This window comes from Salarchaeum sp. JOR-1 (assembly GCF_007833275.1).
In the GTDB taxonomy this organism is placed as follows: domain Archaea; phylum Halobacteriota; class Halobacteria; order Halobacteriales; family Halobacteriaceae; genus Salarchaeum.
The window spans coordinates 1320146-1333999 of the sequence record NZ_CP042241.1 but is presented as its reverse complement, the minus strand read 5'-3'; the positions used below and the strand labels follow the sequence as shown (position 1 = coordinate 1333999).

Genomic DNA, 13854 nt, shown 5'->3' with positions numbered 1-13854 from the left:
TCTCTGTTGCGGGCGCATTTAGGGTTTGTACTCCACGCAACCGACTATTCAAATACGAGGACGCGCCCAGACCGGGCGTGACGTAGCCGTCGCGCGCGTCGGCCCCGCGAAACCCCGGGACTCGACCGACGCGCCCCGCCGAGAGTCCCGTGCTAGCAGATGTCCGCGAGCCCCGCGGCCGCGAACGGCACCAGCATCTCCCGGGGATCGAGTCCGCCGTGCATCCCCACCAGCTCGAGCTGGTGTTCCTCCGCGGCGTACCACAGCATCCCCTCCCGGGGGACGACGACGAGGTCGCCGCAGTTCCGCTCGAACGCGGGCCCCGGCTCGCCCGGCCCCCAGAGATCGCCCTCAAGCGCCTCCTCCCGGGTGAACACGAGCGCGTCCTCGCCGTCGAGCGCCGCCCGCACCCGCGAGCGGTCGCCGTCCACGTGCAGGTGGACGTTCCGCGGGCCGCCGAGCACGAGCGGCGTTCCCGAGCGGTCGTGCTGGAGTTCGTCCAGCACGCCGTCGAGCGCGTCGAGCGTGCGCTTCTCGCCCGTCGTGTCCACCTGTCCGTGGTCGGCCGTGAGCGTCAGCAGCGTCTCGTCCTTCGCGGCAGCGGACACGTCGCCGAGCGCGCGCTCGACGGCGGACAGCACCGCGTGCCCCTCCAGTTCGTACGCGGGATGGCCGGGGCCGACGTGGTGGCCGGTTGCGTCCACGCCGGAGTAGTAGGCGTAGACGTACGAGCGCTCCTCGTCCGCGGCCTCGTCGACGACTTCGGCGAGCGTCGCGGCGAACTCGCCGACGGTCTCGCAGTGGTGATCGGTCGCGGCGTCCGTCGGCGTCTCGTGCTCCTGCACGGTGTGGCAGTCCACGCCCGCCGCGTCGAGTCGGTCGAAGACTGTGTCGCCGTCGAAGCGCTCGCGGGCGGTGAGCGAGAGTTCGCCACCGTCCTTCGCGAGCATCGGGAGAGACTCGTACACGGCGTCCGCGTCCGGGTCGTACGCGTTCCACCCGAGCAGGCCGTGCTCGACGGGATAGCGCGCCGTCTGCATCGTCGTGACGCACGCCGCCGTCTCCGAGGGGTACGTCGAGGTGAGCGGCGTCACCGCGCCGTGCTCGACGAACCCACCCATGAGGCCGTTCGAGTCCGCGAGCCGGCTGGCGTGCTCGAACCCGAGCGCGTCCACGAGCAGGACGACGACGGTGGAGGCGTCCGCGTCGACGTTCTGGAGGGCGTCCTCGGGGAGCGCGGGGCCAACGTCTTCACCGAGCACGTCGGCGGCGGTGCCGGAGACGTGCGCGAAGCAGTAGTCGTCGTAGGCGGGCCGAACGAACCCGGGTTCGAGTTCGTCGCGGGCGAGCGTCTCGGCGAGGCTGGAACGGAGCATACCGGTGGAAGAACCCGTGCGGTAAGAAGCGTGGGGGTTCAGTCGAGTGCGACGCTCGCGCCGAGGTCGTAGAGCGTGTCGAAGAATCCCGGAAAGGACACGTCCACGTGGTGTGCGCCGGTAATGGTGGTGTCGCCGTCAGCCACGAGGCCGGCGAGCGCGAGCGCCATCACGACGCGGTGGTCGCCGTGTCCGGAGAGCGTCGCCCCCGAGAGGTCGCTCTGGCCGCCGTGGACGGTGAGCGTGTCGCGCTCCTCCGTGACGCGCGCGCCGAGCGCGGCGAGTTCGGTCGCCATCGCGTCCACTCGATCCGTCTCCTTGAACCGGACGTGCTCGCAGTTCGTGATGCGCGTGGTGCCGTCCGCGGCCGCGCCGAGCGCCGCAATCGTCGGGAGGAGGTCGGGCGTGTCACCGACGTCGACCTCGACGCCGGAGAGCGACGCTTGCTCGACCTCGACGGTTCCCTCGTCGCGGTTCCAGTCGACGCGCGCGCCCATCCGCTCGACGATGTCGAGGATGGCGCTGTCGCCCTGCTCGCTCGGGTAGACGTTGTGCACTCGAACACTCTCGTCGCCGGCGAGCGCGCCCGCGCCGACCAGGTAGGACGCCGAGGAGAAGTCGCCGGGCACCTGGTACTCCTCGGTGCGGTAGGTCTGGCCGCCGGGGACGCGGTAGCCGTCGTCGGTCCGCGTCGCCTCGACGCCGAAGTCGTCGAGCACGTCGAGCGTGAGGTCGACGTACGGTTCGGACTTCAGTTCGGTCGTGAGGTCGATTTCGACGCCCTCGTCGGTGACCGCGCCCGCCATCAATAGCGCGGTGATGAACTGACTCGACACGTCGCCCGGAACCTCGACGCGGCCGCCCTCGATCGGGCCTTCGACGACGAGGGGGGCTTGGCCGTTCCCGCGCGTGCTCTGCGCGCGAGCGCCGAGCGATTCGAGCGCGTCCAGCAGCGGGCCCTGGGGGCGCGACCGGAGCGAGTCGTCGCCGGTGAGGACGGTGACGCCGTCCGCGAGCGCCGCGGCGGCGGTGACGAGGCGCATCGTCGTCCCGCTGTTCGCGCAGTCGAGGACGTCCGTCGGCACGTCGGGGCGGCCGGCGAACCCCTCGACTTCGAGCGTCTGCGCTGCCTTCGCGACGTTGCCGCCGAACGCGTCGACCGCGTCCATCGTCGCTTTCGTGTCCGCGCTGTCGAGGGGGTTGCGGACGCGCGCGCCGTCGCTGTATCCGGCGGCAAGAATCGCGCGGTGCGTGTAGCTCTTCGACGGCGGCGCGTCCGCGTCCCCGCGAACGCGTGAGGTCGTGACCGTGACGTCCATGGCGGGGAGTCGACCGGCCGGCACGTAGGCGTTCCGGAGGCGGTAGGGTTTTACTCGCGCCAGCGGACGCCACGAGTATGGAACCCGATTTCGGCGCGCTCGACGACGCGCTCGACGCGGCGGGCGCGGACGGCTACCTGCTCGACGCGGACGCCTCGACCTCCGACCAGCTCTACCTCTCGGGGTTCGACGCGAGCGACCCCTTCGTCAGCCTCTACACGCCCGAGGAGACCGTTCTCCTCGTCTCCGGCCTGGAATTCACGCGAGCGAAACAGGAGTCGCGCGCGGACACCGTGCGGCGGTACGCGGACTACGACTACCAGGAGAAGCGCGCGAACAACGACACGTCGACCGCGCGCGACCTCCTCTACGCCGAGTTCCTCGCCGAGTTCGGCGTCGAATCCGTCCTGGTGAACGAGCGCTTTCCGCTCGCCACCGCCGACGGTCTCCGCGAGAACGACATCGCGGTGGACGTAGACGACGGCGAGACGGTGAGGGCGATTCGCGCGACGAAGACCGCAGAGGAAGTCGAGCACGTGAAGGCCGCGCAGGCGGCGAACGAAGCGGCGATGCGGGCCGCTGAGACGCTCCTCGATGCCGCGACCGTGCGGGACGGCGTGCTCCACTACGAGGGCGACCCACTCACGTCCGAGCGCGTGAAGGAGGAAATAGAGGTGACGCTCCTCCGGCACGGCTGTTCGCTCGACGAGACCATCGTCGCCTGCGGCGAGTCAGCGTCAGTCCCCCACGATCGCGGGAGCGGCCCGCTCAACGCGGACGAGACCATCATCATCGACATCTTCCCCCGAGACAAGGAGACGAAGTACCACGCGGACATGACGCGGACGTTCGTGAAGGGCGATGCGAGCGATGACGCGCGCGAGTTTTACGACCTCACGCGGGAGGCCCTGGATGCGGCGTTCGACGCGCTCGAACCCGGCGCGACCGGCGAGGACGTCCACCACGCCGTCTGCGACGTGTACGAGGACGCCGGCTACCCCACGCTCCGGAGCGACCCGAGCACGGAGACTGGCTACATCCACAGCACCGGCCACGGCGTCGGTCTGGACGTCCACGAAGCGCCATCGATTTCGACGAACGCGACGGACGAACTCGAACCCGGGCACGTCGTCACTATCGAACCCGGCCTCTACGACCCTGACGTCGGCGGCGTCCGTCTGGAGGACATCGTCGTCGTCACCGAGAACGGCTACGAGAACTTCACCGACTACCCGCTCGATTTCGAACTCTAGTCCGGGTTCGCGGCGAGCGTGATGGAGTGGGTTACGAGGTCGTCCATCCGGTCGAGCGCCGCCGCCACGTCGTCTATCGCCTCGCGGTCGCCCTCCCGCACGTCGTTCAGCGAGGCCTGCGCGCGCTCGATGGAGTCGAGGAGGTCGTAGGCGAGGACGTTCGTGAGTTCGATGAGGTGCGCGCCGTCCGCCGAGTCGCTCTCCGGGTCGATAGCGTGGAAGTGCACGGAGAGGCCGTTCTCGGACGGGAACGCCCGAACCTGGAAGTGCTCGCCCAGCGGGTCGTAGCGCTCCGTGAACGTCACGGCCTCCTGGGTCGCGATAGCGCGGTGGAACTCCGTGTAGAACGTCGATCCGACCGCTTCCTCGAACTCGTCCCAGATGTTCTCCTCGATGACGTCCTCTGCGCGCACGTCCAGTAACTCCTCCGCCTCGTCGTTCACGTACGTGAAGTTCCAGTCGCGATCCACCGCGAAGAACGCGTCCGTGATGCGCTCGTAGACGTTCCGCGCGAGGTCGTTCAGCATCGCCACGTCGCGCTCCGCGAGGTACTGGTCGACGGCCGACTGACAGGCGTCCGCGAGATCCGCGTACGGAGAGTCTCCCGCGCGTGGAACGTAGTTCGTCACGCCGGCGTCGACGGCGGCGCCCGCCACGGACTCGCTCCCGTTCGCGGTGAACAACACGAACGGCACCGCGGGGTCGACGTCCCGAACCCGAGAGAGCAAGTCGATGCCATCCAGCGTGCCGGGGTCGTGTTCGCTCACCACGCAATCCACGCGCCCCTCCGCGAGCGCGTCGAACACGTCTGCCTCGGTGTCGGCGACGCGAACGGAAAGCGTGTCCCGCTGGCTGGCGGTACGGTCGGCGCGCTCCCGAACGCCGCCGCCAGCGCCGATGTAGCGCACGCGCGCACTCCCATCCATACGGGTGGGATAAGGGAACTGACGGGTAAATAGCCGTTGGCGGCCTACTCCTGAACCTCGTCGTTGAGTTCGCGGAACTCCGCGACGAAGTCCTCGGTCGTGAACCGAGAGAGCAAGTCGTCCAGTTCGGCCCGCCGCGCCCCGATGCGGTCGACGAGGTCGTCGTAGGCGGCGCTCTCCGCGAGTTCCTCATCGGACTTCTCGGCTTCGAGCGCGGCGCGTTTCGACGCGAGCGCGAAGAACTCTCGAATCTCGCCGCTGTACACGGCGCGCGTGAGCAATCGGCGCACCACGTCGTGGAGTTCCGTGCGGGAGACGGGTTTGACGACGTACGCGTCGAACCCGAGGCTGATGATGTCGAAGTCGGGTTCGATGCCCGAGACGAGCGCGACCCGGAGGCCCGGATTAGTGTCGTGGAGCGCACAGAGGAGTTCGTCGCCGTCCGTCTCCGGGAGTCGACGATCGACGAGCGCCACGTCCACCGTGGCGTCGACTGCGGCGAGCGCGTCCGCGCCCGTGTTGGCGACGCGGACGTCGTAGTCGGCCGACAACCACGACTGGTAGAGAGCCGCGAGGTCGTGTTCGTCCTCCACGACGAGGACGGTCGGCCGGTTCGTCATACCCGTCAGTAGCCTCGCGGTCCCTAAGACTCTTGTTACGAACGAACGCCTTTTGCCGGGGCGTCCGGTACGCTCTGGTGATGGACGTACTCGTGGTCGGCGCGGGCGAGATGGGTCGGTGGTTCGCGCGAACCGTCTCGAACGCCGTCGCGTTCGCTGACGTGGACGAGTCCGCCGCCCGGGACGCCGCGGACGCCCTGGGGGAGCGCGGGAGCGTCGCCAGCGTCGACGGCGAAACCCGGTACGGCCTCGTCTGCGTCGCGGTGCCGATGGACGCCGCCGCCGAGGTTATCGAGGCGCAGGCGGGGCGCGCGCAGCAGGCCGTCGTGGACGTGACAGGACAGATGACGGACGCGCTCGCGGCGATGGCGCGCGCCGCCCCCGCCCGGGAGCGCGTGAGCCTCCACCCGCTCTTTGCCGGGGATAGCGCGCCCGGAAACGTCGCGGTGTCGACGGGCGCTGGCGGCCCCGCGACGGACGGCGTGCTCCGCGAGCTCGAGGACGCCGGGAACACGCTCGTCGACGTCGAACCCGAGGAGCACGACGACGCGATGCGAACCGTACAGGGCCGGACGCACGCCGCGATTCTCGCGTTCGCGCTCGCCGCGGCGGACGTGCCCGAGGGGCTGGAGACGCCGGTGTACGAGGAACTGCGTTCGCTCGCGGATCGCGTGACGAGCGGGACGCCGCGCGTCTACGGCGACATTCAGGACGCGTTCGACGGCGCGGAGGACATCCGGGACGCCGCAGAGCGACTGGTGAACGAGGAGTTCACGGAGGTGTACGAGGATGCCGGTCGATAGGGAGCGGTTGCGGGACACCGCGAAGTACCTCCGGGGCGTTCGGCCGCTCGACCCCGAGGAGCTCGCGGACTACGTGGAGGCCGACCACCGCGTCGTCGCGCTCGCGCTCCGGGACGAAGCCGCCGACCTCGGCCTCGTAGAGCGCGACGACGGCACGTTCGTTCCCGCCGACGGCTCGCCCGTCCGCCCGCGCTTCGACTCGGTGACCGCGTTCCCCGACGAGTACGCGTTCGCGTTCGAAGACCTCCTGTTCGACGAGTACGGACGGAACTGGCAGAAGGGCGACTCCGGGAAGCGCCTGCGGGAGACGATTCGACGCCTGAAAGAGGACTACTACCGCCAGCATCCCGTCGAGTACGACTACGAGGCCGCGCTCGGCTACGGCGTCTACCACCTCCCGGACTACTACGCGGCCGTCCAGTACGCGCTCGACTACCTCGCCCGGGACGGCCGGATTCCGGGCGACCTGCGCGTGCTCGACGTGGGCGCGGGCGTCGGCGGCCCCGCGCTCGGCCTCCACGACTACCTCCCCGACGACGCGCTCGTGGACTACCACGCCGTCGAACCGAGCGACGCCGCCGACGTGCTCCACTCCCTCACCGACGAGACCGGCTCGAACTTCCACACGGAACTCACCCGAGAGCGCATCGAGGAGTTCAGACCCGACGGCGAGTACGACCTCGTCATGGCGTGCAGCGTGCTCTCCGAGCTCGACGACCCCGTCGCCGCCGGCGAAAAACTCCTCGACGCCCTCGCACCCGACGGAACCGTCCTCGCGCTCGCACCCGCCGACCGCAACACCAGCATCGGCCTCCGCGAGACCGAACGCGAACTCGAATCCCGGGGCGCGACCGTCTACGGCCCTACCGTCCGGTTCTGGCCCGGCGAACGCCCCACCGATACCGGTTGGAGTTTCGACCACCGGCCCGACATCGAACCACCGGGGTTCCAGCGCCGACTCGCCGAGAACGCGCCGCGGCCGAGCGAGTTCCTGAACGAGACGGTAAAGTTCTCGTACTCGCTGTTGCGGACGGACGGCGAACGCCGGTACGACGTGTCCCTCGACGAATCCCGGATCGCGAAACTCGCGGACGCCGACGCGCACGTCACGAACCGCGTGAACCTCCTCGTCGCGAAACTCAGCGCGAACCTCGCCGACGAAGACGCGAATCCCGTCTACAAAATCAGCGACGGCAGCGAAAACCAGGACGCCTACGCCGTCCACGTAAACGAGGACGCGTTGAACGCCGCGCTCGCCCGCGCACCCTACGGGAGCGTTCTCTCCATCGAGGAAGGACTCGTCCTCTGGAACGACGACGAAGCCGCGTACAACGTCGTCATCGACGAGGACACCGTCGTCGACCGCGCGCGCTAACGCCGGAACTTATCCCCGCCCCCGATGAATCATAGCACTATGAGCGAGTCGCTCGACATCCTCCTCACGAACGACGACGGCATCGACAACCCCGGACTGCACGCCGTCCGCGACGCCCTCGCCGAGGTCGGGGACGTCACCGTCGTCGCGCCCGCCAGTGACCAGAGCGCCACCGGCCGCGCGATGTCGACCGACGTCCAGGTCGAAGAACGCGACGCAGGCTACGCTGTCCAAGGAACACCCGCCGACTGCGTCGTCGCCGGCATGGAAGCCCTCGGCCCCACCCCCGACCTCGTCGTCGCCGGCTGTAACGCCGGCGCGAACCTCGGCATGTACGTCCTCGGCCGCTCCGGCACCGTCTCCGCCGCCGTCGAAGCCGCCTTCTTCGACGTCCCCGCAATCGCCGTCTCCCGCCTCCTCGAACCCGGCGACGTTGGCTCCCGCGACCTCACCATCGACGACTACCAGACCGCCGCCCACGCCGTCAAATACCTCGCACAGCACGCGCTCGGCGCCGGCGTCTTCGATCACGCCGACTACCTCAACGTCAACACACCAATCGTCGGCCAGGAAACCGGCGAAATGCGCATCACCCGTCCCAGTGACGCCTACGACATGACCGCCCGCCGCCAAGACGCCACCCACGTCACTATCCACGACCGCATGTGGGATCGCGTCGAAAACGGCACTGTCGACGACCCCGAAGGCACCGACCGCCGCGCCGTCCTCGACGGTCACGTCTCAGTCAGCCCTCTTACCGCCCCGCACTCCACCAACCACCATGACGCCCTCACCGCCCTCGCCCAGACCTACTGAAAATCGAAACCGTCAAACACGCAGCGCCGACAACTACACGTGCGGGCGCTTAGCTCAGCTTGGACAGAGCACTTGGCTTCGGACCAAGACGCCGCGGGTTCAAATCCTGCAGCGCCCATCATTCTGCGTGACGGGCAACATTTGGCAGACGGCAGTACGACGTTTTTAAACCACCCCCCGTTTTGCCGATTTGATTTCATCACGTTCCGTGATGGGGGTCGCCGACGTCGTGCGGTTCGCTAAGATTTAGATAGCAGCGAACGGACATAATAGTTGGGAGTTCATCAACCGCGCGCGATACGCAGTTCCTCTGCGAGCATTAGTGATGAAGATCTACTAGCAGCAATATACCCCCTTCAAGGTAAGTCAATAGCTGACGACCAACCTTTACTATTGGGCGGACAACACAAAAGGACATGACAGAGTCTCAAATGTATAAGGAAAAGTCAGAGGATTCTCTGGTATTGGTGGTCGAATTTTTTAATCGGCCACATGAAACTGGAAGACTCTCTTCCGTTCTTCTCCATTTAAATCATTCTATTGAAATGCTTCTGAAATCAATCCTCCTCAGACATGATTACGATGTCCGAAAAGGCAACGGGCATACGATTGAGCTAGGGAAGTGTATTAACGTTCTCTGCGGAGGTACACAGGACGACCCGGGTCTGAACCTGTTATCTGAGGATGAGAAAATCACTTTGGAAGAAATCGCCGGTCATCGCAATGAAGCGATGCACGGGAATAGTGTAATTGGTGAACAACTACTTTACGCATACACTCGTTCTGGTCTTTCGATCATCGATTCTCTTCTGAAGGAGGAATTTAACGAATCGCTCAACGACCACCTTCCAAGCCGCGTATTGCCGATTTCAGGCGCCCCATTGAAACACCTCGATATTATCTACGAGGAGGAAACAGAGAAAATCCAAGAATTACTCGACCAAGGAGCTCGAGACGCCGCTAGAGCTAGGGCCAGGGCAATCGAGATAAGCAACAGAACTCAAGAAGGAGATGACGATCCGCCCACAGATGACGAACTGGATACCATCTTAGATAGGATTGACTCCGACGACGATTTTGATAGCATTTTCCCTGGCGTGTCCAATCTTAGATTCGACGTTGAGGGACAAGGCCCCACAATCAAACTCAAATTCACTCAATCGGAAGGCCAACCCGTTCACTACGTCTCGGACGATGAGGAAGTCGATGATTACGTCATCGGGTATCGAGAAGTCAACCCCTTCGACCGCTATAGCATGGGAATCTACGACCTAGCAGACAAGATTGAAGAGAAATACGAGGGTCCAAAGGAGATTACACGGTCGAAGATCTGGGCCATCGTACGGAAGCTGGACGTTCACGGAAACGAGGAGTATCATAGAGAGTTGAATACGCCGTATAGCGGAATGTCCGATCGATATTCTCACAAGGCAATTAATCGTATTATCGAAGCGATTGAGTCAGGCGAAGTCGATCCCCAGACGGCTTGGGAGACGCACGGATACAATTGAGCGTGTAACAACGATGCTATATCGGCTACTCGAGGTCTGTTACGGAAATCCACCTAACCGTAACAGAATCTGAGAGTTGATAGGATTCGTCTTTTGACGTACGACGTGGCTAACTGGACAAGGTCTATCGTTGAGGTTGTCGCTTACTCAGTGGCGTCAAGCCAGTCACGGATTGCGTAGTCACTATATTCGCCATGGGGGACTCGAAATCCGGTGTCGGGGTCAAAGAGATATAGAAGCGCGCCGCACGAATCGCAGCGTCTCTCTCCTTGTGCAACTTCACGCACCAGATTGGATAATCGAAATCTACCGATCCAATCTCCGCACTCGGAACAGCCTAGAATGTACCGATAGTCGTCAGGTTCTCTATCGTAATGGTTATTGCGCCGCTGAACATCCATCAGGTCTTCCCACTTGTACCAACTACCAGTATGGCCTACCCCGATATCTTTGACGACATCGCCATTCGGGAGTTCAGCACGTTCCCCCTTATGTTGGTGTTGCCACGCATGAACCAGCTCATGGCGGATGGTTTCCTTGACATTCTCCCAATCGCCATTCTCAATCGTATGCTGGCTAATTCCGATTGTACTGTATCCATCCCCTTGGCCTTCGAACACGCCATGTCGTCGCTTCGCCCGTATGCGAGTCTCGAACGTGACTTTCTCGAGATCGACGTCTGCCAATGGCCAATTGTCCAACTTCACTACTGCATTGGCATAGCGACGAATTTGTTTGGTCGTTAGATTGTCGTCCCCGAGTTCTCCTTCGATGGGTCTTCCTACAAGTCGCTTACTCGGGGATAGATTGCAGACTTCCATTGCTTCTGTAGCTGTCAGAACCTGTGCTTGTACGGATTCTCCGTATACACTCGACGGCTCTGGTTGTCCAGTCGTTTTGATTGAAGTGCTCGATGAGGTTGTAGCGGATTTCCAGCTTGTCGTTGCCGAATCCCCAGTCATCTCTTGGTTTCTCTTAACTCCCCACCGTAAAGGGGTTTTTGCAGCCATTATTCTACTTTTCTCTATCTCAATTGGATATATCTCAAATAAAGGGTTCTTGAATTCAGATATCTCCCGACGTATGTACATTCCTCTGTTTAGCGATGGGCTCAACCAGAGAAGTCAGGATAGAATTTGGCAATAATGGGGGCATGGTCGCTACAGGTGAGCCCATCCGCGTCGTAGAAACAGTCCTCAGCGTTCAAGCTCCGGGATGCAAGCAGATGATCGAATCGTTTCCCTGTCAACGTATCGCTGTCCCCAGTTGGGTGGCTAACGTCTAACGTGTCCAAATCACCGTAGCCATGGATCATTCGGAAGACATCCACCATCCCGACTTCATCCAGCCCTGTCAGAATATTTCGCTCTGCGTTCTGCCATCGTTTCGACAACTCGTCTTGTTTCTCGTTGCGCCACGGAATCACCTTGCCTTCCTCAGTTTCGGCCTTCGGAGCGTTAAAGTCTCCAGCGAGGATTCGAGGCCCGGCCTCCTTCTTGAGAATACGATTATATACGTTCTCTAGAATCTTTATTTTCTCCTCGCCATACATGTTCCCGGGCACAGTTCGGACATTCCAGAGGTCAATCGTCGTGTCCCCGAGGTCAACCTCGGCATTGAGAATTCTCTGGGGATGGTTCGTATCCCAGTGTTTCAGGGTAGCCTCATCGAACGGCGGGTCTCGAATACTCGGAGTTTGTCGGCAGAGGTTTTCCAGTTCGCTATTATCGTGTATCGCTATCAAATTCCCGTTCACTCCTGTGAAGTCCTGAAATGGAGGAACGTCGATATCGGCTAATGTGCGATCCCAGTCCAAGGTATCAACAACCTCACTGTATCCCGCGTCCTCCAACTTCTCATGCCATAGTTCTCGACGGGCTGTCGTTACCTCGTTGAGCAACAGGAGGTCAGGACTGTTGGCGTTCTCAACAATGAACCGAAGCTGATCCGTAATCCGGTCGGGTGATCCTGTTGGTGGAAAGGCACCCTGCACATTCCATGACAGTATTTTCATAACAGAGGGCTTCACTTTTGGAATGTATAGTTCTAGTCCAGTGAGTCACTTCGAGGCCGAAGATTGCCCGGAAAGCAGTACATCAACGTCGTAACCGAGCCAGTACGCGATCAGGTGAGGGACGACGAGGAAGACGAATACCGCGTCGGCACCGATAATGCCGACGACAGCGAGGCAACTGTGTAATTCGACCCAGGCGACGAGGCCGTAGGTGAGTGCAAGGGAAGCGACGGCCGCGTTGACTAAGCCGAGATCGAGCGTTTCTTCGGCGGCCCGAGTCGGTGACGTCCCCGGGATACTTTCCGTCGTATCCCTTGATGGCGATTTCGTCGTCATCAATTGAGTTGGTGTTTCAGATCCTGGAACTCGATTTGGTCACCGTTACGGCCATAAGCTGCGTTTCGTGCCGCCTGGTTTACCATTGACTCGATATCCGCAGCCACTACACCTTCAGTTGCGGCGGCTAAGTCTTCCAATTCGCTTTCGCTGAGCGAGTTCGGCCGTCTGGCTAACTGTACCCTGAATATCTCGACCCTTGCGTCGTAGTCAGGCTCACCGATGTATGCCTCTTTGTCGATGCGACCATTCCTCGTCGCTGCCTTGTCGAGATCATCGCGCCTATTGGTCGCGCCAATAAACAGGACTCGCTTCCGCGCGGACTCTTGAAGGTGGCTCAGGAACTCGTTGACGACCTTGCGGTCTTCCCCATGGCTGTCCAACTCTCTTTCTGGGAGGACCGAATCGAGTTCGTCAAGGAATATCACCGCACCTCCGGTCTCTTCAGCCAAATCTTCAGCTTCGTCGAATAGTTGCCCGACTTGGTCAGCGCTCTCGTTAACCCACTTGCTTGTCACGTCGCTACCGCTCAGACTCACGAATGGGAACCCGAGTTCTGTGGCGAGTGCCTTCGCCAAGTAGGTCTTCCCGGTTCCTGGAGGGCCGTGAAGGAGCACGTTCGGCAGCGGGATGTCGAATCTCTCGGCCTTCTTCGGTTCCTCTCGCATCGGCCGGACGATGTCCTGTCGCAGTTCTTCATTCACCTCGTCCAGCCCCCCGACGTCAGCCATCTCCACGCCCGTTCCTGTGACCCAGTCGAACTGATAGTCGTTGGTATCGATATATGTCTCGATCAGGCCGGTGGTCGAGTCACCAGTTTCTTCCTCCTGATCGCTCCCATCGTGCGTAGTTGTCTCTTCAGATTGTTCTTCCTCATCCGAATCGTCGTAACGGGGATCCACGATCTCGGGGCTAGACTCCGATTCGGACGTCGCGTCACTACCAGTGTTGTCATCCCCACTGGCGGTGTCCCGTGATTCGTCGCTTGAGCCTGATACTCCCCGGGCCACGTGGCTTGTTGATCCGACCGGCTCAACGGACGTCGTCCGAGGTACCGAGGGACGCGATTCGCGGTCCCCCGGGGGTCGCGGCAGCGAGGGTTCGCCGTCTCGACCTGTCGGCTTCCGATTCACGACCCGCCGACTGGCGAGATAGAGGCTGAGCGCTCCGATTGCGACCCCTGCAATCACTTTTGCACTCACGGCTGACTTGGCTACGAAATATCCGACGACGTTCCGGAACGGCTGGATGGAGGGCGATACAATGGTCCCGACAGCGAAGACGCAACTGGTCGCCGCCGAAAGGGCCACAAATTCAACGGTAAGCTTGTTGCGCGGCATGATGACCCATCGAAATTGGGGCGTTGTGACAGAAATACGCCGGGACTTTGGCCCGGTTCGTGCTGAGGGCACATGGCGTTGACCGTACCGTGATCAGTACCCACCCCCACTGTTTCCTGAGAGTACAGCGGAGCCTCTTCACCCCCATCGTTTCCTGAGTGACCG

The 13854-nt window shown here is 62.7% G+C and carries 13 protein-coding genes and 1 tRNA gene; 6 read left to right on the top strand and 8 right to left on the bottom strand.

The annotated features are described in order from the left end of the window. Nucleotides 1-152 precede the first annotated feature (152 nt). Nucleotides 153-1376, bottom strand: coding sequence for an alkaline phosphatase family protein (locus FQU85_RS07990; RefSeq protein ID WP_145846676.1), 1224 nt, complete (start codon nt 1374-1376; stop codon nt 153-155). 38 nt (nt 1377-1414) lie between these two features. Next, complete coding sequence (aroA, locus tag FQU85_RS07985; protein ID WP_145846674.1) at nt 1415-2695, bottom strand: 3-phosphoshikimate 1-carboxyvinyltransferase; 1281 nt, start codon at nt 2693-2695, stop codon at nt 1415-1417. Between the two features lie 77 nt (nt 2696-2772). Between aroA and FQU85_RS07980 the strand changes: the two genes are divergently transcribed. After that, complete coding sequence (locus tag FQU85_RS07980) at nt 2773-3948, top strand: Xaa-Pro peptidase family protein (RefSeq protein WP_145846672.1); 1176 nt, start codon at nt 2773-2775, stop codon at nt 3946-3948. Here FQU85_RS07980 and FQU85_RS07975 read toward each other — a convergent pair. Beyond that, a complete protein-coding gene (locus FQU85_RS07975) occupies nt 3945-4874 on the bottom strand; it encodes a response regulator (protein WP_145846669.1) in 930 nt (309 codons plus the stop codon). The two genes, FQU85_RS07980 and FQU85_RS07975, sit on opposite strands and share 4 nt — an antisense overlap. Nucleotides 4875-4918: 44 nt before the next feature. Further along, nucleotides 4919-5494 carry a HalX domain-containing protein gene (locus tag FQU85_RS07970; RefSeq protein ID WP_145846667.1) on the bottom strand — a complete coding sequence of 192 codons (576 nt, stop codon included), beginning with the start codon at nt 5492-5494 and terminating at the stop codon, nt 4919-4921. 80 nt (nt 5495-5574) lie between these two features. Between FQU85_RS07970 and FQU85_RS07965 the strand changes: the two genes are divergently transcribed. From FQU85_RS07965 to FQU85_RS07945, 5 genes are all read left to right on the top strand, one after another. Then, nucleotides 5575-6297, top strand: a complete 723-nt coding sequence (locus tag FQU85_RS07965) for a prephenate dehydrogenase/arogenate dehydrogenase family protein (protein WP_145846664.1) — start codon at nt 5575-5577, stop codon at nt 6295-6297. Continuing rightward, entirely contained in the window at nt 6284-7672 is a 1389-nt protein-coding gene (locus FQU85_RS07960; RefSeq protein ID WP_145846663.1) for a small ribosomal subunit Rsm22 family protein, read from the top strand. Before FQU85_RS07965 ends, FQU85_RS07960 begins: the two co-directional genes overlap by 14 nt. Before the next feature lie 39 nt (nt 7673-7711). Continuing rightward, nucleotides 7712-8488, top strand: a complete 777-nt coding sequence (surE, locus tag FQU85_RS07955; protein ID WP_145846661.1) for a 5'/3'-nucleotidase SurE — start codon at nt 7712-7714, stop codon at nt 8486-8488. A 43-nt stretch (nt 8489-8531) separates the two neighbouring features. Then, a tRNA-Arg gene (locus tag FQU85_RS07950) sits at nt 8532-8606 on the top strand. Between the two features lie 298 nt (nt 8607-8904). Continuing rightward, a complete protein-coding gene (locus FQU85_RS07945) occupies nt 8905-9999 on the top strand; it encodes a DUF3644 domain-containing protein (RefSeq protein WP_145846659.1) in 1095 nt (364 codons plus the stop codon). A gap of 143 nt (nt 10000-10142) precedes the next feature. Here FQU85_RS07945 and FQU85_RS07940 read toward each other — a convergent pair whose 3' ends face one another. From FQU85_RS07940 to FQU85_RS07925, 4 genes are all read right to left on the bottom strand, one after another. Beyond that, on the bottom strand, nt 10143-10961 hold the full coding sequence (locus tag FQU85_RS07940) for a SprT-like domain-containing protein (protein WP_168219957.1): 819 nt from the start codon (nt 10959-10961) through the stop codon (nt 10143-10145). Nucleotides 10962-11110: 149 nt separating this feature from the next. After that, complete coding sequence (locus FQU85_RS07935) at nt 11111-12013, bottom strand: endonuclease/exonuclease/phosphatase family protein (RefSeq protein WP_145846654.1); 903 nt, start codon at nt 12011-12013, stop codon at nt 11111-11113. A 45-nt stretch (nt 12014-12058) separates the two neighbouring features. Beyond that, a complete protein-coding gene (locus tag FQU85_RS07930) occupies nt 12059-12349 on the bottom strand; it encodes a hypothetical protein (RefSeq protein ID WP_145846652.1) in 291 nt (96 codons plus the stop codon). Continuing rightward, nucleotides 12349-13251 (bottom strand): 26S protease regulatory subunit, encoded by a 903-nt coding sequence (locus FQU85_RS07925; protein ID WP_168219956.1) that lies wholly within the window; start codon nt 13249-13251, stop codon nt 12349-12351. The genes FQU85_RS07930 and FQU85_RS07925 overlap by 1 nt, the downstream gene beginning before the upstream one ends. Between the last annotated feature and the right edge of the window lie 603 nt (nt 13252-13854).